The organism is Streptomyces sp. NPDC001020 (genome assembly GCF_053599115.1).
Map to the genome: position 1 here is coordinate 175,327 of NZ_JBSFLQ010000011.1, position 19,225 is coordinate 194,551.

16 protein-coding genes are annotated in these 19,225 nt (G+C 71.6%); 9 read left to right on the forward strand and 7 right to left on the reverse strand.

Features of this window, described 5'->3' with window-relative positions:
• Positions 1-2: 2 nt before the first annotated feature.
• Positions 3-218: a ribbon-helix-helix protein, CopG family gene (locus ACWDEX_RS13610; RefSeq protein WP_450463443.1), complete on the reverse strand. Its 216-nt coding sequence runs from the start codon at positions 216-218 to the stop codon at positions 3-5.
• Positions 219-406: 188 nt separating this feature from the next.
• Between ACWDEX_RS13610 and ACWDEX_RS13615 the strand changes: the two genes are divergently transcribed.
• Together ACWDEX_RS13615 and ACWDEX_RS13620 are read left to right on the forward strand one after the other, a co-directional pair.
• Positions 407-844, forward strand: a complete 438-nt coding sequence (locus ACWDEX_RS13615; RefSeq protein WP_450463445.1) for a MarR family winged helix-turn-helix transcriptional regulator — start codon at positions 407-409, stop codon at positions 842-844.
• Positions 845-972: 128 nt separating this feature from the next.
• Positions 973-2,397 carry an MFS transporter gene (locus tag ACWDEX_RS13620; protein ID WP_450463446.1) on the forward strand — a complete coding sequence of 475 codons (1,425 nt, stop codon included), beginning with the start codon at positions 973-975 and terminating at the stop codon, positions 2,395-2,397.
• Between the two features lie 87 nt (positions 2,398-2,484).
• On the opposite strand, the gene ACWDEX_RS13625 is transcribed toward ACWDEX_RS13620, so the two are convergent.
• A complete protein-coding gene (locus tag ACWDEX_RS13625; RefSeq protein WP_450463448.1) occupies positions 2,485-3,000 on the reverse strand; it encodes a GNAT family N-acetyltransferase in 516 nt (171 codons plus the stop codon).
• Positions 3,001-3,017: 17 nt separating this feature from the next.
• Here ACWDEX_RS13625 and thpR point away from each other — a divergent pair, with 17 nt between their 5' ends.
• Positions 3,018-3,587 carry an RNA 2',3'-cyclic phosphodiesterase gene (thpR, locus tag ACWDEX_RS13630; protein WP_450463450.1) on the forward strand — a complete coding sequence of 190 codons (570 nt, stop codon included), beginning with the start codon at positions 3,018-3,020 and terminating at the stop codon, positions 3,585-3,587.
• Between the two features lie 210 nt (positions 3,588-3,797).
• Here the strand turns inward: thpR and ACWDEX_RS13635 are convergent, their stop codons facing one another.
• The 3 genes from ACWDEX_RS13635 to ACWDEX_RS13645 form a co-directional block, all read right to left on the reverse strand.
• Positions 3,798-4,787: an aldo/keto reductase gene (locus tag ACWDEX_RS13635; protein WP_450463452.1), complete on the reverse strand. Its 990-nt coding sequence runs from the start codon at positions 4,785-4,787 to the stop codon at positions 3,798-3,800.
• Between the two features lie 48 nt (positions 4,788-4,835).
• Positions 4,836-5,429 carry a Uma2 family endonuclease gene (locus ACWDEX_RS13640; RefSeq protein WP_450463454.1) on the reverse strand — a complete coding sequence of 198 codons (594 nt, stop codon included), beginning with the start codon at positions 5,427-5,429 and terminating at the stop codon, positions 4,836-4,838.
• Positions 5,430-5,516: 87 nt separating this feature from the next.
• Positions 5,517-6,200, reverse strand: coding sequence for an SGNH/GDSL hydrolase family protein (locus tag ACWDEX_RS13645; RefSeq protein ID WP_450463455.1), 684 nt, complete (start codon positions 6,198-6,200; stop codon positions 5,517-5,519).
• A gap of 519 nt (positions 6,201-6,719) precedes the next feature.
• Here ACWDEX_RS13645 and ACWDEX_RS13650 point away from each other — a divergent pair.
• On the forward strand, positions 6,720-7,634 hold the full coding sequence (locus ACWDEX_RS13650; protein ID WP_450463456.1) for a hypothetical protein: 915 nt from the start codon (positions 6,720-6,722) through the stop codon (positions 7,632-7,634).
• Positions 7,635-7,689: 55 nt separating this feature from the next.
• Here ACWDEX_RS13650 and serC read toward each other — a convergent pair whose 3' ends face one another.
• Positions 7,690-8,808 (reverse strand): phosphoserine transaminase, encoded by a 1,119-nt coding sequence (gene serC / locus ACWDEX_RS13655; protein ID WP_450463458.1) that lies wholly within the window; start codon positions 8,806-8,808, stop codon positions 7,690-7,692.
• Between the two features lie 143 nt (positions 8,809-8,951).
• Between serC and ACWDEX_RS13660 the strand changes: the two genes are divergently transcribed.
• Positions 8,952-11,837, forward strand: a complete 2,886-nt coding sequence (locus ACWDEX_RS13660; protein WP_450463459.1) for an FAD-binding and (Fe-S)-binding domain-containing protein — start codon at positions 8,952-8,954, stop codon at positions 11,835-11,837.
• A gap of 68 nt (positions 11,838-11,905) precedes the next feature.
• Here ACWDEX_RS13660 and ACWDEX_RS13665 read toward each other — a convergent pair whose 3' ends face one another.
• Positions 11,906-12,862, reverse strand: a complete 957-nt coding sequence (locus ACWDEX_RS13665; RefSeq protein ID WP_450463460.1) for an EamA family transporter — start codon at positions 12,860-12,862, stop codon at positions 11,906-11,908.
• Positions 12,863-13,168: 306 nt separating this feature from the next.
• Between ACWDEX_RS13665 and ACWDEX_RS13670 the strand changes: the two genes are divergently transcribed.
• The 4 genes from ACWDEX_RS13670 to ACWDEX_RS13685 are packed head-to-tail and all read left to right on the forward strand — an operon-like array spanning position 13,169 to position 19,152.
• Complete coding sequence (locus ACWDEX_RS13670; protein ID WP_450463461.1) at positions 13,169-13,966, forward strand: TIGR03084 family metal-binding protein; 798 nt, start codon at positions 13,169-13,171, stop codon at positions 13,964-13,966.
• Positions 13,963-15,663, forward strand: a complete 1,701-nt coding sequence (locus tag ACWDEX_RS13675) for an acyclic terpene utilization AtuA family protein (protein WP_450463462.1) — start codon at positions 13,963-13,965, stop codon at positions 15,661-15,663. The genes ACWDEX_RS13670 and ACWDEX_RS13675 overlap by 4 nt, the downstream gene beginning before the upstream one ends.
• 25 nt (positions 15,664-15,688) lie before the next feature.
• Positions 15,689-17,287: an acyl-CoA carboxylase subunit beta gene (locus ACWDEX_RS13680; protein ID WP_450463464.1), complete on the forward strand. Its 1,599-nt coding sequence runs from the start codon at positions 15,689-15,691 to the stop codon at positions 17,285-17,287.
• A 5-nt stretch (positions 17,288-17,292) separates the two neighbouring features.
• On the forward strand, positions 17,293-19,152 hold the full coding sequence (locus ACWDEX_RS13685; RefSeq protein WP_450463465.1) for an ATP-binding protein: 1,860 nt from the start codon (positions 17,293-17,295) through the stop codon (positions 19,150-19,152).
• Positions 19,153-19,225: the final 73 nt, after the last annotated feature.

Consider the following 19,225-nt stretch of genomic DNA (forward strand, 5'->3'; position numbering starts at 1 on the left):
CCTCAGGGGGTGCCCGCCCGGCCCGCACCACGCGGCCAGGTGACGCCGTAGAACCTCTCCGTCTCCTCGACGGCGGCCTGGAACCGCTCGTCGAAGTCATCCCGAATGAGCGTCCGGACGACATAGTCCTGGACGCTCATTCCTCTTTTGGCGGCATGGAGCCGGAGCCGCTCGAGCAGCTCCCGGTCCAGCCGTACGCTGAGCACGCTGGTCCCCATGGCTACGAGGGTTGCCGTATCCGGGCGAACAGCGAGTCGCGTTTCGGTTCGAGATCACTCGTATGGGTGATGCTTCTGGCTCGGGAGTTTCGGCTGGGACGCGAGGCGGGCGTGGAGTGGCGCGAGTCACCCGGACAGCGGCGCCAAAAAATGGTCTTTAGGAAAAGTAATGAGTTATCCTAAAGAGCATGGCTGACCTTACCCATGGCGACGACGCTGCCGCCGTGAATGCCCTCCACTCCGCGGTGATGCGTCTGTCGCGCCGTATCAAGCACCAGCGGGTCGACGAGTCGCTGAGCCCGACCGAGATGTCGGTGCTCGGGACCTTGGCCCGCTGCGGCTCCGCCACACCGGGCGAGCTCGCCCGCAAGGAGCACGTCCAGCCGCCCTCCATGACCCGCATCGTGGCGCTGCTGGAGAGCAAGGGGCTGGTCCGCCTGGAATCGCACCCCGAGGACCGGCGTCAGAAGGTGGTCACGCAGACCGAGCGAGCCGAGGTGATGCTCGAGGAGAGCCGCCGCAAGCGGAACGCATGGCTGGCCGCACTGGTCGAGGGTCTGGACGAGGACGAGTGGGCGACGCTCCGCGCCGCCGCTCCCGTACTCGAGAAGCTTGCGCATCTGTGACCGGGGAGCACCCGTGACAGAGGCGCACCCCGCCCAGGGTGCCGTGGCCGCGCCGGACGCTCTTCAGCACCGACGCGGCCCCCGCCCGTATACGTACATAGCTGTCATTGTGTAAGGAGGCGAACCCTTTGAGTACGGGAACCGGAGCAGCTTCCGCCCCCGCACCAGCCACCCACGACTCCCCGTCCACCCACAAGACATCCGGGGCTGTCCGCGGCCCCGACACCGCCGCACCCGCCGGTCCCGCCGAACCCGTCACCCCGAGGGAGCCCCGCAAGTCCTCGATGTTCAGCTCGCTGCGCATCCGGAACTACCGGCTCTTCTTCCTCGGCCAGGTCGTCTCCAACATCGGCACCTGGATGCAGCGCATCGCCCAGGACTGGCTGGTGCTGAGCCTGACCGGCTCCTCCGCCGCCGTCGGTGTCACCACGGCGCTGCAGTTCCTCCCGATGCTGCTCTTCGGCCTGTACGGCGGTGTGCTCGTCGACCGTCTTCCCAAGCGCCCTGCTCTGCTGGTCACGCAGGCGGCGATGGGCGCCACGGGCCTGGTCCTCGCCTTCCTGACCCTCTCCGGCCACGTCCAGGTCTGGCACGTCTACGTCGCCGCCTTCGCCGTCGGACTCGCCACGGTCGTTGACAACCCGGCCCGCCAGTCCTTCGTCTCCGAGATGGTCGGCCCCGGTCAGCTGCAGAACGCGGTCAGCCTGAACTCGGCGAACTTCCAGTCCGCCCGCCTGGTCGGCCCCGCCGTGGCGGGCCTCCTGATCACCGGCGTCGGCACGGGCTGGGCCTTCCTGCTGAACGGGATGTCCTTCCTCGCCCCCATCGCCGGCCTGCTGCTGATGCGCGCCCGCGAGCTGCACGTCGTGGAGCGCACCCCGCGCGGCAAGGGCCAGCTCCGTGAGGGCCTGCGTTATGTCGCCGGGCGCCCCGAGCTGATCTGGCCGATCGTCCTGGTCGGCTTCATCGGCACGTTCGGCTTCAACTTCCCCGTGTGGCTGTCGGCGTACGCGGACGACGTCTTCCACGCGGGCGCCGGCGCGTACAGCCTCTTCAACACCCTGATGGCGGTCGGCTCGCTGGCCGGCGCGCTGCTCGCCGCCCGGCGCGGCACGGCCCGGCTGCGTGTGCTGATCGTGGCGGCGGTCGCCTTCGGCGTGCTGGAGGTCATGGCGGCCGGGGCACCGGAGCTGTGGCTGTTCTCGCTGCTGATGGTCCCGATCGGGGTCTTCGGCCTGACGGTGAACGTCACCGCGAACACCGCTGTCCAGATGGGCACGGATCCGGCGATGCGTGGCCGGGTCATGGCCCTGTTCATGATGGTGTTCGTGGGCGGTACGCCGCTGGGGGCGCCCGTGGTCGGCTGGGTCACGGACGCGTACGGTGCCCGGGTCGGCTTCGCCCTGGGCGGTCTGATCTCGGCCGCCGCGGCCGTGACCATCGGCCTGGTCCTGGCCCGGTCCGGCGGTCTGCGCCTGGCGGTGGGCTGGCACCGGGGGCACCCGCGGGTGCGGTTCGTACCGCGGGAGCGGCCGGCGGCCGTGCCTGCGTGACCTGCTGGGCTGCCGTGCCGGCGTGACCGCTGGTGTCGGCCGAGGGGGCGCCGTGGTGGCCGCCCCCTCGCCGCCCCTCGCGGGCTGTCACACGCGCCGCGCCAGCACCTGCCCCGGCCACCGGTCCTCCCCGAAGGTGAAGGCCTCCGTCCGGGTGAAGCCGTTGCGCTCGTAGTAGGCGACGAGTTTGCCGTCGTCGCCCGCGTAGCAGTCCACCCGCAGCAGCGAGACGCCCGCGCGCCGGGTCTCCTCGGCGGCGTGGGCGAGCAGCGCGCTGCCGACTCCGCGGCCCGCGAAGCGGTGGTCGGCGGCGAACAGATGGATGTAGCGCTCGGGTTCGTCCACGGCGGCGATGTAGTCGCCGGGCCGCTCGGAGAGGGTGAGCGTGCCCGCGGGGACGCCGTCGATCTCCGCGATCCAGGGAGTGCCGGCGGTCATGTACCGGTGTACCGCCTCCACGGCCCGTGGCCGGTCGGACCAGTGCTGGGTGCCCCACTGCCGGGTACGCCCCTGTGAGACCAGCCACTCGACCGCGCCGTCGAGCAGACCGAGGACGACGGGCATGTCGTCCGCGGTCCCTTTCCGTATCCGCGTGATGTCCATGACGTCATGATGGGCTTATGAGACTCTTCGCCGCGGTGGTTCCGCCCAGTTCCGCGATCAGTGAACTGGAGTCGGTGGTGCGCGGGCTGGAGGAGATGCCCGGGGCGCAGCGGCTGCGCTGGACGGGGCGGCCGGGCTGGCACTTCACGCTCGCCTTCTACGGCGAGGTGGCCGAGGACGTCGTCCCCGACCTGTCGGAGCGGCTGGCGCGGGCGGCCCGGCGCACCGATCCGTTTCGCCTGGCCCTGTACGGCGGCGGGCACTTCGGGGGCCGGACGCTGTGGGTGGGTGCGACCGGGGACGTGGGGGTGATGCGGCTGCTCGCCGACCGTGCGGAGTCCGCGGCGCGGAAGGCGGGCGTGGAGATGGAGGAGCACCGCCCCTACCGTCCGCACCTGACCCTGGCCCGCAGCCGGCATTCCGCGGACTTCCGTCCCTATGTCACCGCGCTGGGGGCGTTCGCCGGGGCCGAGTGGACGGTCGGCGAGCTCGCCCTGGTCCGTAGTCGGCTGCCGGGATCGGGTGTCCCGGGGGAGCAGCCCCGGTACGAGACGGTGGAGCGGTGGGCCCTAGGGGCTGGCGGGTGACAAGGGCCGGTTAGTCTCGATGTGTGGACCCGAAGACCCGTAACCGGATCATGGCCGGTGTGCTTGTGCTGATGTTCGTGGTGGTGGCGTTGTCGGCTGCGGTCAGGTAGCGCGCCGCTGCCGGGCGAGGACCGCTCGGTCGGCCCGGGTGGCTTTGCGACCCGGGACGATGACCGAGCGGTCACGCCGCTTCTTTGGACACCCGGTCGGCTACCAGGCGAAGGCCTCCGGTGAGGGGCCCGGTCCCGGGAAGATCTCGTCGAGACAGGCCAGGACCTCCTCCGAAAGTTCCAGTTCGACCGCGCGGAGCGCCGACTCGAGCTGCGCCGCGGTGCGCGGTCCGACGATGGGGCCGGTGACGCCGGGGCGGGTCAGCAGCCAGGCGAGGGCGGCCTCGCCGGGTTCCAGCCCGTGCTTGTCGAGCAGGTCCTCGTAGGCCTGGATCTGTGTGCGGACGGCGGGGTCGGTGAGCGCGTCGGCGGCCCGGCCGCTGGCCCGGCGCGCGCCCTCGGCCTCCTTCTTGATGACGCCGCCCAGCAGCCCGCCGTGCAGCGGCGACCACGGGATCACGCCGAGCCCGTAGTCGCGCGCGGCCGGGATGACCTCCATCTCGGCGCGGCGCTCGACGAGGTTGTAGAGGCACTGTTCGCTGACGAGCCCGTAGGAGCCGCGCCTGGCGGCGGCCTCGTTGGCCTGGGCGATCTTGTATCCGGGGAAGTTGCTGGAACCCGCGTAGAGGATCTTCCCCTGCTGTACCAGTACGTCGATGGCCTGCCAGATCTCCTCGAAGGGAGTGCTCCGGTCGATGTGGTGGAACTGGTACAGGTCGATGCGGTCGGTCCGCAGCCGCTTGAGACTGGCGTCGACGGCCCGCCGGATGTTGACCGCGGAGAGCTTGTCGTGGTTGGGCCAGGCGGCGCCGTCCGGGGCCATGTTGCCGTACACCTTGGTGGCGAGCACGACCTTGTCGCGCCGGTCGCCGCCCTTGGCGAACCAGTTGCCGATGATGTTCTCGGTACGGCCCTTGTTCTCGCCCCAGCCGTACACGTTGGCGGTGTCGAAGAAGTTGATGCCCGCATCCAGCGCCGCGTCCATGATCGCGTGGCTGTCTGCCTCGTCCGTCTGCGGACCGAAGTTCATGGTCCCGAGGACGAGCCGGCTGACGTTGAGTCCTGTGCGTCCGAGCTGCGTGTACTCCATGGTCCTTCAGCCAACGGCTTGGAGCGCGCTCGAGGCAAGGGTGGTGCGTCAGTCGCGGGGGAAGTCGTCGGTCTTGAGGGTGAGGCCCAGGGGGGTGGTGGTCATGTCGACGGCCGTGCCGAAGGCGACGGTCAGTTCGGTGAGGTACTCGCCGTTCTTGGGCTGGGTGAAGACGTGGCAGCGGCCTTGGTAGGGGTCGGCGATGAGGTAGACGGGGACCTCGGCGGTGGCGTAGGCGGTCTTCTTGGGGCCGTAGTCGTTGGCGGCGGTGCTCTTGGAGATGACCTCGGCGACGAACTCGACGTCCTGGTAGCGCCAGTGGCCCTTGTCGTCCTCCTGCGCCGAGTCCTTGAGCATGGCGACGTCCGGGCAGAAGCCGTTCTCGTCGCCCGGGAAGTCGATTCGAATGTACGTGAACGCCATGACCTCCCTCCCGAACCTGTCCTCAAGGGCCCAGAGGATTCGGCGAATGATCTGCCAATGCGTGTTTCGCTGCGGCGTCATATGGACGTTGCCCCCGACGATCTCGACCCTGAATCCTTCGGGGACGGGCATGTGCTCAAGACGCTCGAACCATTCGTCCAGACGCTCGGTGTTGGCGTCGGCGTCGGCCATCTCGATCCTGTCGTCAAGGACGGTCACGGTCGCGCTCCTCCCCGGCTGCCCACGAACAGGTGCAGCCGCGCAGTACAACGATACGCACAGTGACCGGGTCACGCCGGAAATCGGTCAGCTTGTTCCGGCCGCGTACGGCTGTCCGAATCCCCACGCCTGGTGCATCGCGTCCGCGAACGTCGCCGCGATCTTGTGCTCGCCGCTCGCGTTCGGGTGTGTGCCGTCGTAGGTGTCGAGGTGGATGTCGTAGTCCGCCGGGGTCGAGGCCAGCAGCAGCGGGGAGCGGGGTTCGTCCAGGTCGGCGACGGCCTTCGCGAGGAGGTCGTTGAAGAGGGCCACCTGCGCCGCGAACGGTTCGTCCGCCTCGGCCCGGATGTTCGGGATCACCGGCAGCACCACCATGCGGACGTGAGGGTTGGCTGACCGCGCCTGCATCACGAACGTCCGTACGTTCTCCGCCGTCTGCTCCGCGTTCGTGTAGAAGCCCAGGTCGATCAGGCCGAGGGAGACGAGCAGGACGTCCGCGCGTGACTTCCGCACGGCCTCGGCGATCAGCGGCGCCATGTGCTGCCAGCCCTCGCCCCAGCCCGCGAGATGCGCGCGCGGGAAGTCCGGGTCGGCGTAGGCGTACGACGTCGGCGCGTCCGCCACCTTGTCGTACAGCGACTCGCGCGGGCCGACGAGCCTGCACGGGCCGCCGTACGTTGCGCACAGGTGCTGCCACAGTCGGTAGCGCCAGGTGTGTTCGCCCGCGCTGCCGATCGTCATGGAGTCGCCTACGGGCATGAACCTGAGCACCTGTTCATCATGGCCGATCACGCGCGCACGTGGAGCGTGAGGTCCGTCATGCGTGCGTGCCCTGTCCATGGGGTGGTGTCGGCGGGGGTGTGACAGATCTGGAGGAAGTGTCACGTCTGCCGAGGAGTGGTCGCTGGATGACCGGTTCGTGGGCGGGGTTCGGAAACCGCCATACGTACGGGTCCGGCATGCGTACCTCGCACGCGGGGTCCCAGCCGTTCACCGCTGATCTGTCGGCGCGGGGCCGGTCGAGCAGACGGGCGACGGTCTCACGAACCAGCCGGAGCATGGGCCCTCTCCACCCTCTCCGCCAGCATGAACCGCGCCCACACGCACTTCGCGTACGGCTCCTGCCGGTGGCCCCAGTCGTCGGCGAAGGGCGCCCGGCCGGTACGTTCTCCGCTGGGCGCCCTTCCTATTGCAGTCGGTTGGCATGTTCGGACGGCATATTCACTCGTTTGGTTGGCTGCGCCGCCGTACGGCCGTCCGGGCCGCTCTCACACAACTACGTTCCGTCGTATGGTCAGTTCACCGCATGACACCATGCACCAGATCTTCCGCAAGGAGCCGGATCTGTTCGCCCGCCTCCTGCCGCGGGCGGGCATCACGTTCCCGGAGTATCACTCGATCGAGTCCCTGGACACCGATCTCACCGAGATCAGGCCGCTGGAGCGCCGGCTGGACAGCCTCTTCCGGGTTCGCACGGTCGGCGACGAGGGGGGCTTTCTGCTCGCGGTCGAGTCGCAGCGCAGGCCGGACCCGGACAAGCGTAGTAGCTGGACGTACTACTTGGCCTACATGTACGCCAAGTACCGCCTTCCGCCTGTCTTGTTGGTGGTGTCCCAGGACAAGGCGACGGCGTCATGGGCCGCGGAGCCCATCCGTATCGGTAGCGGCTTCCACACCAGTATGCAGGTTTTTCCGCTGGTGCTCGGGCCGAAGAACCTCCCCCTGATCACCGACCCGGAGGAAGCGGCGAAAGACGTTCCCGTCACTGCGTTCTCCGTGCTGGCTCACGCCAAAGATCCGGCTCTGCTGGCAATAATGGATGGGGTGGCACCGGTGATGGGGCCTCACAAGGACTGGGCGGAAATCATCGAGATCGGCCTGGGTGAGGGCCCGGCCCGCGACTACTGGAGGAAGCTGATGGACACGTACACCCCGGTCTTCCCCGGCAACGGCACCGTGATGGAGGAGGCGTGGCGCAAGGTTCACGCCGACGGGGAGGCCAAGGGCGAGGCCAGGGGCGAGGCCAAGGCCGTCCTCCGGGTTCTTGGCACGCGAGGTATCGAGGTCTCCGACTCCATCCGCGAGCGCGTCATGGCCTGCGCCGAGTTGGAGACGCTGGAGACCTGGCTCGACCGCTCCCTGACCGTGACGAGCGCCGAGGAGCTGTTCGCCGGGGACGGGGAACAAGGCAGCCGGACCGCATGACGACGAGGGGCGCCCGGTGCTCACCGGGCGCCCTTCGCTGTCGCAGCCGAAACGACTACAGCTTCTCGATCACGTAGTCGATGCACTTCGTCAGCGCCTCGACGTCCGCCGGGTCGATCGCCGGGAACATCGCGATGCGCAGCTGGTTGCGGCCGAGCTTGCGGTACGGCTCGGTGTCGACGATGCCGTTGGCGCGCAGGGCCTTGGCGATCGCGGCGGCGTCGATCTCGTCCGTGAAGTCGATCGTGCCGATGACCTGGGAGCGCTTGGCCGGGTCGGTCACGAACGGGGTGGCGTACTTGGACTCCTCCGCCCAGGTGTACAGGCGGGTCGAGGAGTCCTTGGTGCGGGCCGTGGACCAGGCGAGGCCGCCCTGGCCGTTGAGCCACTCCAGTTGCTCGTTGAGGAGGAACAGGGTTGCGAGGGCCGGGGTGTTGTACGTCTGGTTCTTGCGGGAGTTGTCGATCGCCGTGGGAAGGCTGAAGAACTCCGGGATGTGGCGGCCGGAGGCGTGGACACGCTGGGCACGCTCGATCGCGGCCGGGGAGAACACGCCGATCCACAGCCCGCCGTCGGAGGCGAAGGACTTCTGCGGGGCGAAGTAGTAGACGTCCGTCTCGGCGATGTCCACCGGGAGGCCGCCGGCGCCCGAGGTGGCGTCCACGAGGACCAGGGAGCCCTCGTCGGCGCCCGGCACCCGCTTGATGGGCATGGCCACGCCCGTCGACGTCTCGTTGTGCGTGAAGGCGTAGACGTCGACGCCCGCCTCGGCCGTGGCCTCGGGGTGCGTGCCGGGGTCGGACGCGATGACCGTGGGCTCGGCCAGCCATGGGGCGAGCTTCGCGGCCTTGGCGAACTTGGAGGAGAACTCGCCGAAGTTGAGGTGCTGTGACTTGTTCTCGATCAGTCCGTGGGTCGCGATGTCCCAGAACGCGGTGGAGCCGCCGTTGCCGAGGATGACCTCGTAGCCGTCGGGGAGCTGGAAGAGCTCGCGGATACCCTCGCGCACCTTGCCGACCAGGTTCTTGACCGGTGCCTGGCGGTGGGACGTGCCGAGCAGGGAACTACCCGTGGCGGCGAGGGCGTTCAGCGCCTCCGTCCGCACCTTGGAGGGACCCGCGCCGAAACGACCATCCGCGGGCTTGATGTCAGCAGGAATCTGGATATCAGCCACGAGTCGGAGCGTATCCCTTCGGCGAAACCGGTCGGCACCTTGTCCGTCCGATGAGACGACGCGCGTCGCCCCGTGAACTTGTGGGGACCCACGAGGTCATCGCCGTGGTCGTCACTGTCAGTGGCCGGATGCATGCTGGAGTCATGACCGATCGTTCGGAGCAGGGGGCAGAGCTGGGGGCGCGGCTGCGCCGTGCCGTCCGGGGCGATGTGGACTTCGGCGTCACTTCGCGGGCGCTGCACACCATGGACGCGTCCAACTACCGGCGGGTGCCGCTCGGTGTGGTGGCCCCGCGGGACGCCGAGGACGTGGCGGCAACGCTGGAGGTGTGCCGTGCGTACGGGGTGCCGGTCGTCGCGCGTGGCGGCGGCACGTCGATCGCAGGGCAGGCGACGGGCACGGGCGTGGTGCTCGACTTCACCCGGTACATGAACCGGGTCCTGTCCCTGGACCCCGCCGCGCGCACCGCGGTGGTGCAGCCGGGCCTGGTCCTCGACCGGCTCCAGGAAGCCGCCGCCCCGCACGGCCTGCGTTTCGGCCCCGACCCCTCCACACACGCCCGCTGCACGCTGGGCGGAATGATCGGCAACAACTCCTGCGGTTCCCACTCGGTGGCCTGGGGCACCACCGCGGACAGTGTGCGCGAGCTGTCGGTGCTCACCGCGCGGGGCGAGGCGCTGACCGCGGGCCGCCACTGGCAGGGCGCTCCGGGCGGCCTGCGCGCCCTGGTGGACGGGGAGTTGGCGCTCCTGCGCACGGGCTACCCCGGCCTCCCGCGCCGCATCTCCGGATACGCGCTGGACGCGCTGCTGCCGGAGCGGGGCGCGGACGTGGCCCGCTCCTTCTGCGGCTCGGAGGGCACGCTCGGCGTCCTGACGGAGGCGGTCGTCGACCTGATCGAGGTGCCCCGCGCCCGGTCGCTCGCCGTCCTGGCGTACGCCGACGAGAGCGCGGCGGCCGAGGCGGCGGCCGGGCTGCTGCCGCACAGCCCGCTGACGGTGGAGGGCATGGCCGCCGACCTGGTGCCGCCGTCGGCGGGGCTGCCGCGCGGCGGGGCATGGCTGTTCGTGGAGACGGGCGGCGCGAGCGAGACGGAGGCGTTCGCGCGTGCGGAGGCGATCGTCCGGGCGGCGGACGTGACGGACGCCGCGGTGGTCACCGACCCGGCCGGGCAGCGTGCGCTGTGGCGGCTGCGCGAGGACGCGAGCGGCACGGCGACCCGGATGCCCGACGGTACCGAGGCGTGGCCGGGCTGGGAGGACTGCGCGGTGCCCCCGGCCCGGCTGGGGGAGTACCTGCGGGACTTCAGACGGCTGCTCGCCGACCACGGTCTGCGCGGCACGCCGTACGGCCACTTCGGGGACGGCTGCATTCACGTCCGTATCGACTTCGACCTGCTGACCGAGGGGGGTGTCGCCCGCTTCCGCCGTTTCTCGCAGGACCTCGCGGACCTGGTCGTCTCCCACGGCGGCTCGCTCTCCGGGGAGCACGGCGACGGTCAGGCGCGGGCGGAGCTCCTGCCGAGGATGTACGGGCCGGACCTGGTCGACCTCTTCGCGCGTGCCAAGGACGTCTGGGATCCGGACGGCCTGCTCAATCCGGGGATGCTGGTCCGCCCGGCCCGGCTGGACGAGAACCTGCGGTTCGCGGTGCTGCCCCGCGAGCCCGTGGACGTCGCCTTCGGCTACCCGGCGGACGGCGGCAATTTCTCGGCGGCGGTACGACGCTGCGTGGGCGTCGCCAAGTGCCGTACGACGACGGTGTCCGGGGCGGGCGTGATGTGCCCGTCGTACCGGGCGACCGGCGAGGAGGAGCACTCCACGCGCGGGCGTGCCCGGCTGCTGCACGAGATGCTGGCGGGCGAGGTGATCACCGACGGCTGGCGGTCGACGGAGGTCAGGGACGCGCTCGACCTGTGCCTGTCCTGCAAGGGCTGCCGTACGGACTGCCCGGTCGGCGTCGACATGGCCACCTACAAAGCGGAGTTCCTGCACCACCACTACGCGGGGCGGCGCCGGCCGGCCGCGCACTACGTGATGGGCCGGCTGCCGGTGTGGCTGGCAGCGGTCGCGCGGACGCGCACGGCGCCGGTGGTCAACGCCCTGGCGTCGGTGGGGCCGCTGGCGGCGCTCGGCAAGCGGCTGGGCGGGATCGCGCCCGAGCGGGACCTTCCGCGGCTGGCGGAGGAGACGTTCACCCGGTGGTGGCGGCGGGAGTCCGCCGGGCGGTCGCGCGGGAACACCGGGACGCGTGACGGCACGCGGGTCGTCCTGTGGCCGGACACCTTCACGGAGCACCTGTCCCCGTCCGTGGGCCGGGCCGCCGTACGGGTGCTGGAGGCGGCGGGACTTGAGGTGGTTCCGCCGCCGATGGTGGGCAGGAGGACGGCGCGGGACGGCGGCGTGCGGCCGACGGCCCGCCGCGGCCGGGCCTGTTGCGGTCTGACGTACGTCTCCACGGGCCAGTTGGACCGCGCCCGCGCCGTTCTGCGCCGCACGCTCGACCTGATGGAACCGGTGCCGGCGGCCGGTCTCCCGGTGGTCGTCCTCGAACCGAGCTGTGCGGCCGCGCTCCGCACGGACCTGCCGGAGCTGCTGCACGACGATCCGCGCGCGGCCCGGCTGGCGGCGGCGGTGGTGACGTTTGCCGAGGCCCTTGAGCGGTACGCGCCGCACTGGACGCCGCCGAAGGTGGACCGCCCGGTGGTCGGCCAGACCCACTGCCACCAGCACGCGGTCCTCGGTGACGCGGCCGACCGCCGGCTGCGCGCGGCGGCGGGCCTGACCGGCGAACTGACCGGCGGCTGCTGTGGGCTCGCGGGCAACTTCGGCTTCGAGAAGGGCCACTACGAGGTCTCGGCGGCGTGTGCGGAGGACCGGCTGCTTCCGGATGTGCGCAAGGCGCCGCAGGACGCGGTCGTCCTGGCGGACGGCTTCTCCTGCCGCACCCAACTGGAGCAGTTGGCGGGCCGCGGGGCGCGGCACGTGGCTCAGGTGCTGGCGGAAGGCCTGGACCGGGCTCAGGAGTGACGAAGACGCGTCCTTCGCGCCCGGGGGACGAAGACGGCGCCCCGGGCCCGTGAGTCGTTCCCCTGCGGCTACGCCTCCGGCTCCGCCGTCCTCGCCCGGCCTCGGCCCACCTGCGTCCGTACCGCCCCCATGCTCGCCGCGATGACCAGGGCGATCGCGAGCGTCTGGAGCGCGCTCAGGGTCTGGCCGAGGACCAGGAAGCCCGCGGTCGACGCGATCGCCGGCTCCAGGCTCATCAGGATCGCGAAGGTGGAGGCGGGCAGGCGGCGCAGGGCCAGGAGTTCCAGGGTGTACGGGAGGACCGAGGAGAGCACCGCCACCCCGGCGCCCAACCCGACCGTCGCCGGTACGAGCAGCTTCGTGCCCGATTCGGCGATCCCCAGCGGCACGAACAGCACCGCGGCGACCGCCATCGCGAGCGCGAGCCCGTCGGCCTGGGGGAATCGCCGTCCCGTACGGGCGCTGAAGACGATGTAGGCCGCCCACATCGCGCCCGCCGCGAGCGCGAAGGCGACGCCCACCGGGTCCAGGTCGCCGAAGCCCCCGCCGCCGAGCAGGAAGACACCGGCCAGTGCGAGGCCCGCCCAGAGGAGGTTCACCGCGCGGCGGGAGGCGAGGACGGAGAGGGCCAGCGGGCCGAGGACTTCCAGGGTGACGGCGGGGCCGAGCGGAATGCGGGCCACTGCTTCGTAGAAGAGGCCGTTCATCGCGCCCACGGCGATGCCGAAGACGACGACCGTGCCCCAGTCGGCGCGCGAGTGCCCGCGCAGCCGGGGCCGGCAGACCAGGAGCAGCACGATGGCTGCCACGACGAGCCGCAGCGTCACCACGCCGAGTGCGCCGGCCCGCGGCATCAGGGTCACCGCGAGCGCCCCGCCGAACTGCACGGAGATGCCTCCGGCGAGCACCAGCCCCACGGGCCCGAGGGAGCCCAGACGGCGCGGTCCCCCGCCTGTCGCGGGCGAGGAGTCCGTCACCGCCGCGACGGAGGGCGGGGTCGAAGAGGCGGTGCTGGGGGTGTTCACAGGGCCTTCCAGAGGGCTCAGGCGTTCGTTCGGTGTGGTGCGCCCGGCCGTCCGGGAATGGACCGGTTTCAGACGCGTGAACCCCATGATGCTCCTGTACGGGCCGGTCGCGTACCGCACCGGGGCCTCACGGGCACCGTGCCCGCGGCCCCCGGCGGTCCGGTGAGGGCCGTCGTCGGCGCCCGGGGCCGCCTCCCGTACCGCCCGGCCGACGACGGCCGAAATTCAATGCAAGCACGCTTGATTGTTTCTGTGTCCGCTGCCATGCTCCCCACGCACACCGTCGTGCCCCGAGGGGAGCGCATCGTGTCCGACGCGTCGTCCGTGATCGACGATCTGGGCCGGGAGAGCGAGGAACTCGACCGGCTGGTTGCTCGGCTGGACAAGTCCCAGTGGGCGCTGGTCACGCCCGCGCCGGGCTGGACCATCGCCCACCAGATCGCGCACCTGGCCTGGACGGACCGGGGCGCACTGCTGGCCGTCACCGATGCGGAGGCCTTCGCGGCGGAGGTGGAGAAGGCGCTCGCGTCCCCCGGTAGCTGGGTCGACGAGGCCGCACGGGAGGGGGCCGCGCTGCCGCCCGACCGGCTGCTCGCGCAGTGGCGGGAGGGGCGCGCCGCCCTGGACCGCGCCCTGCGTGCCGCGCCGCCCGGCATCCGCTTCCCCTGGTACGGGCCGCCCATGTCCACCGCGTCCATGGCCACCGGACGACTGATGGAGACCTGGGCGCACGGGCAGGACGTCGCCGACACGCTCGGGGTGGTGCGCACCCCCACCGACCGGCTGCGGCACGTGGCCCGCATCGGGGTACGGGCGCGTGACTTCGCCTTCGGTGTACGGGGGTTGGCCGCGCCGGGGGAGGAGTTCCGGGTCGAGCTGGTCGCGCCCTCGGGGAACGGCATGTGGACGTACGGGCCGCAGGACGCCGCCCAGCGGGTGACCGGCCCCGCCCTGGACTTCTGTCTGCTGGTCACCCAGCGCGCGAACAGGGCCGACCTCGCGCTGCGGGCCCAGGGGCCGGACGCGGACCGCTGGCTGGACATCGCCCAGGCCTTCGCGGGCCCGCCAGGGGCGGGGCGGCCGCCCGAGGGAGCCGCCCGGTGACCCGGCGCGCGCCCCTCCGCATAGGCAATGCCTCCGGTTTCTACGGCGACCGTTTCGACGCCCTGCGCGAGATGCTCACCGGCGGCCCCCTCGACGTCCTCACCGGCGACTACCTCGCCGAACTGACGATGCTCATCCTCGGCCGCGACCGCCTCAAGAATCCCGCAGGCGGCTACGCGCGCACCTTCCTGGCCCAGCTGGAGGAGTGCCTGGGCCTGGCCCACGAGCGGGGCGTACGGATCGTGACGAACGCCGGCGGCCTCAACCCGGCCGGACTCGCCGACCGGGTGAGGGAGTTGGCCGACCGCCTGGGAATCCCCGTCCGCGTGGCCCACGTGGAGGGCGACGACCTCACCGCCCTCCACCCGGACACCCTGGCCGCCCACGCCTACCTCGGCGGCCACGGCATCGCCGCGTGCCTGCGCGAGGGCGCCGACATCGTGGTCACCGGGCGGGTGACGGACGCGGCGCTCGTCACCGGGCCCGCCGCCGCCCACTTCGGCTGGGGCCCCGAGGAGTACGACCGGCTGGCGGGCGCGGTGGTCGCCGGGCACGTCCTGGAGTGCGGGACGCAGGCCACCGGTGGCAACTACGCGTTCTTCACCGAGCACCCGCCCGGACTGTCGGCCCGTCCGGGCTTCCCGCTGGCCGAGCTCCACGAGGACGGCAGCAGCGTCATCACCAAGCACGACGGCACCGGCGGTGTCGTGGACGTCGGTACGGTCACCGCGCAACTCCTCTACGAGACGGCCGGTGCCCGGTACGCCGGCCCCGATGTCACCGCCCGTCTGGACACGGTCCGCCTCACCCAGGAGGGGCCCGACCGGGTGCGTGTCGAGGGTGTACGGGGCGAGGCGCCGCCCCCGGCCCTCAAGGTCGGCCTCAGCCGCCTCGGCGGCTTCCGCAACGAGGTCGCCTTCGTGCTGACCGGGCTGGACATCGAGGCCAAGGCCGCACTCGTCCGGGCCCAGATGGAGGCGGCCCTGGACGCGGCCAAGTCCCGCCCCGCTCAGGTGCGCTGGGAGCTGGCCCGCACCGACCATCCCGACGCGCCCACCGAGGAGACCGCGAGCGCCTTCCTGCGGCTCGTCGTACGCGACAAGGATCAGGGCGCGGTGGGCCGTTCGCTCAGCGGCGCCGCAGTCGAACTGGCGCTCGCGAGCTACCCGGGCTTCCATGTGGCGGCCCCACCGGGCAAAGGGGAACCGTACGGGGTCTTCGAGGCGGCCGACGTCGACCGTGGCGCCGTGGACCACAGGGCCGTACTCCACGACGGGCGCCGTATCCCGGTGCCACCGGCCCGCGACACCCGCGTACTCGCCGACGTACCGGAACCACCCCTGCCCGACCCGCTGCCCCCGGGACCCACCCGACGCGCGCCCCTCGGCCTGGTCGCCGGTGCCCGCAGCGGCGACAAGGGCGGCAATGCGAACGTCGGTGTGTGGGCGCGCACCGACCAGGCATGGCGGTGGCTCGCCCACACCCTCACCGTCGACCGCTTCCGCGCGCTCCTCCCGGAAACGGCCGGTCTGACCGTCGTACGCCACGTCCTGCCGAACCTGCGCGCCCTGAACTTCGTCGTCGAGGGCATCCTCGGCGAGGGCGTCGCCGCCCGCCACCGCTTCGACCCGCAGGCCAAAGGCCTCGGCGAATGGCTGCGCGCCCGCCACCTGGAGATACCGGAGGCCCTCCGTTGACCCTGGAGAACCGGGAGGATCGCCCATGACGGTCCTCTCCACAGCCGTGGACGTCGACGACCCCGACTACCGGGCGAACCGCGACGCCATGCTCGCCAAGCTCGAATCACTGGACGCCGAGCACGCCAAGGCGTTGGCGGGCGGAGGTGAGAAGTACGTCGGGCGCCACCGCGGGCGCGGCAAGCTGCTCGCCCGCGAGCGCATCGAACTCCTCCTCGACCCCGACACGCCCTTCCTGGAGCTGTCCCCGCTCGCCGCCTGGGGCAGCGACCACACGGTCGGCGCCTCCCTGGTCACCGGCATCGGCGTCGTCGAGGGCGTCGAGTGCCTGATCACCGCCAACGACCCGACCGTGCGGGGCGGCGCCAGCAACCCGTGGAGCCTGAGGAAGGCCCTGCGCGCCAACGACATTGCGCTCGCCAACCGGCTGCCGTGCATCAGCCTCGTCGAGTCGGGCGGTGCCGACCTGCCCTCCCAGAAGGAGATCTTCATCCCGGGCGGCGCCATCTTCCGTGACCTCACGCGGCTGTCCGCCGCGGGGATCCCCACCATCGCGGTCGTCTTCGGGAACTCGACGGCGGGCGGCGCCTACGTCCCCGGCATGTCCGACCACGTGATCATGGTCAAGGAGCGGGCCAAGGTCTTCCTCGGCGGACCGCCCCTGGTGAAGATGGCCACCGGCGAGGAGAGCGACGACGAATCCCTCGGCGGCGCCGAGATGCACGCGCGCGTGTCGGGCCTCGCGGACCACTTCGCCGTCGACGAGCGGGACGCCCTGCGCCAGGCCCGACGGGTCGTCGCCCGCCTCAACCACCGCAAGGCGTACGCCGATCCGGACCCGGCGGCCCCTCCCGCGTACGACGAGGAGGAACTCCTCGGGATCGTCCCCGGCGACCTGAAGGTGCCCTTCGACCCGCGCGAGGTCATCGCCCGCATCGTCGACGCCTCCGACTTCGACGAGTTCAAGCCGCTGTACGGGACGAGCCTGTGCACCGGATGGGCCACCCTGCACGGCTATCCGGTCGGGGTGCTGGCGAACGCCCGGGGGGTGCTCTTCAGCGAGGAGTCCCAGAAGGCCGCCCAGTTCATCCAGCTCGCCAATCAGCGCGACATCCCGCTGCTGTTCCTGCACAACACCACCGGCTACATGGTCGGCAGGGAGTACGAACAGGGCGGCATCATCAAGCACGGCGCGATGATGATCAATGCGGTGTCCAACAGCCGGGTCCCGCACCTGTCCGTGCTCATGGGCGCCTCGTACGGAGCCGGCCACTACGGCATGTGCGGACGGGCGTACGACCCACGCTTCCTGTTCGCCTGGCCCAGCGCCAAGTCGGCCGTCATGGGGCCGCAGCAGCTCGCCGGTGTCCTCTCGATCGTCGCCCGCCAGTCGGCGGCGGCCAAGGGGCAGCCGTACGACGACGACGCGGACGCCGCCCTGCGCGCCATGGTGGAGCAGCAGATCGAGTCCGAGTCCCTGCCGATGTTCCTGTCCGGGCGGCTGTACGACGACGGGGTCATCGACCCGCGCGACACCCGCACCGTCCTCGGCCTGTGCCTGTCCGCGATCCACACCGCGCCCTACGAGGGCGCGCGTGGCGGGTTCGGCGTCTTCCGGATGTGAGGCCCGTGATTACTTCCGTTCTGGTGGCGAACCGCGGCGAGATCGCCTGCCGTATCTTCCGCACCTGCCGCGAGCTGGGCATCAAGGCCGTCGCCGTCCACTCGGACGCCGACGAGAACGCGCTCCACGCGCGCGTGGCCGACGCGGCGGTACGGCTCCCGGGGGCGGCCCCCGCGGACACCTATCTGCGCGGCGACCTGATCGTGAAGGCGGCGCTGGCGGCCGGCGCCGACGCCGTGCACCCCGGGTACGGCTTCCTGTCCGAGAACGCCGACTTCGCACGGGCGGTCCGGGAGGCGGGCCTGGTGTGGATCGGCCCCCCACCGGAGGCGATCGAGGCGATGGCCTCCAAGACCCGCGCCAAGAAGCTGATGGGGCTTCAGCCACTGGCCACCGTCACCGCCGACGACCTGCCCGTGCTGGTCAAGGCGGCGGCGGGCGGCGGCGGACGCGGGATGCGGATCGTCAGGGCACTGGCCGCCCTGGACGCCGAACTGACCGCCGCGTGCGCCGAGGCGCTGAGCGCCTTCGGCGACGACGAGGTGTTCGTCGAGCCGTACCTGGAGGGCGGCCGCCACATCGAGGTGCAGATCCTCGCCGACACGCACGGCACGGTGTGGGCGCTGGGCACCCGGGACTGCTCCCTCCAGCGCCGCCACCAGAAGGTGATCGAGGAGGCTCCGGCCCCGGGCCTGACCGCCGAACTCACCGACTCCCTGAGCGAGATGGCCGTACGAGCAGCCCGTGCCGTCGACTACGTGGGCGCCGGCACGGTGGAGTTCCTGGTCGCGGACGGCCGCGCCCACTTCCTGGAGATGAACACCCGACTCCAGGTGGAACACCCGGTCACGGAAGCGGTGTTCGGGATCGACCTGGTGGCCCTCCAGATCCGGGTGGCGGAGGGCGCGGCCCTGGACGACGAGCCTCCCCGTGCGCGCGGCCACGCGATCGAGGCCCGCCTCTACGCCGAGGACCCGGCGCGCGACTGGGCCCCGCAGACCGGCACGCTGCACCGTCTCGCCGTACCCGACGTACGTCTGGACACCGGGTACGCCGACGGTGACACGATCGGCGTCCACTACGACCCCCTGCTCGCCAAGGCCGTCGCTCACGCCCCCACGCGCGCGGAGGCGGTCCGCAGGCTGGCCGCCGCCCTGGAGCGGGCGCGGATCCACGGCCCGACGACCAACAGGGACCTGCTCGTACGGTCCCTGCGCCACAAGGAGTTCCGGGCGGCCCGGATGGACACGGGCTTCTACGACCGCCACCTGCCCGCGCTGACCGAACCCGTCCCCGACCCGTACGCACCCCTGGCCGCGGCGCTCGCGGACGCGCACGGCCGCTCGCGGTTCGGCGGCTGGCGCAACCTGCCCTCGCAGCCGCAGCTCAAGCGCTACCTCATGGCGGGCGAGGAGCACGAGGTCCGCTACCAGCACACCCGTGCAGGCCTGACGGCGGACGGAGTGCGTGTGGTGCACGCCGACGCACGCTTCGTCGTCCTCGAAGTCGACGGCGTCCGACGGAAGTTCGAGGTGGCGCGGTACGGCGACCAGGTCCACGTCGGGTCGACCGCCCTCACCGCCCTGCCCCGCTTCCCGGAACCCACCGCCGACCACGCCCCGGGCTCCCTGCTCGCGCCGATGCCGGGAACGGTCGTACGGGTGGCCGAGGGCCTGGCCGTAGGAGCCGCGGTACAGGCCGGAGAGCCCCTGCTGTGGCTGGAGGCGATGAAGATGGAGCACAAGATCACGGCGCCCGCGGCCGGGACGCTGACGGCCCTGCACGCCACGCCTGGCCGACAGGTCGAGGTCGGGGCCCTGCTGGCAGTGGTGCACAGCCCCGAGTTACGACCTGGGGGGAAATAGGGAGCGGGTGAAGGAGCGGCGTCCGGTGCGGTCGATCGCAAGGCGCCGGAAGGTCCTCGTAGCGGAGCTACTA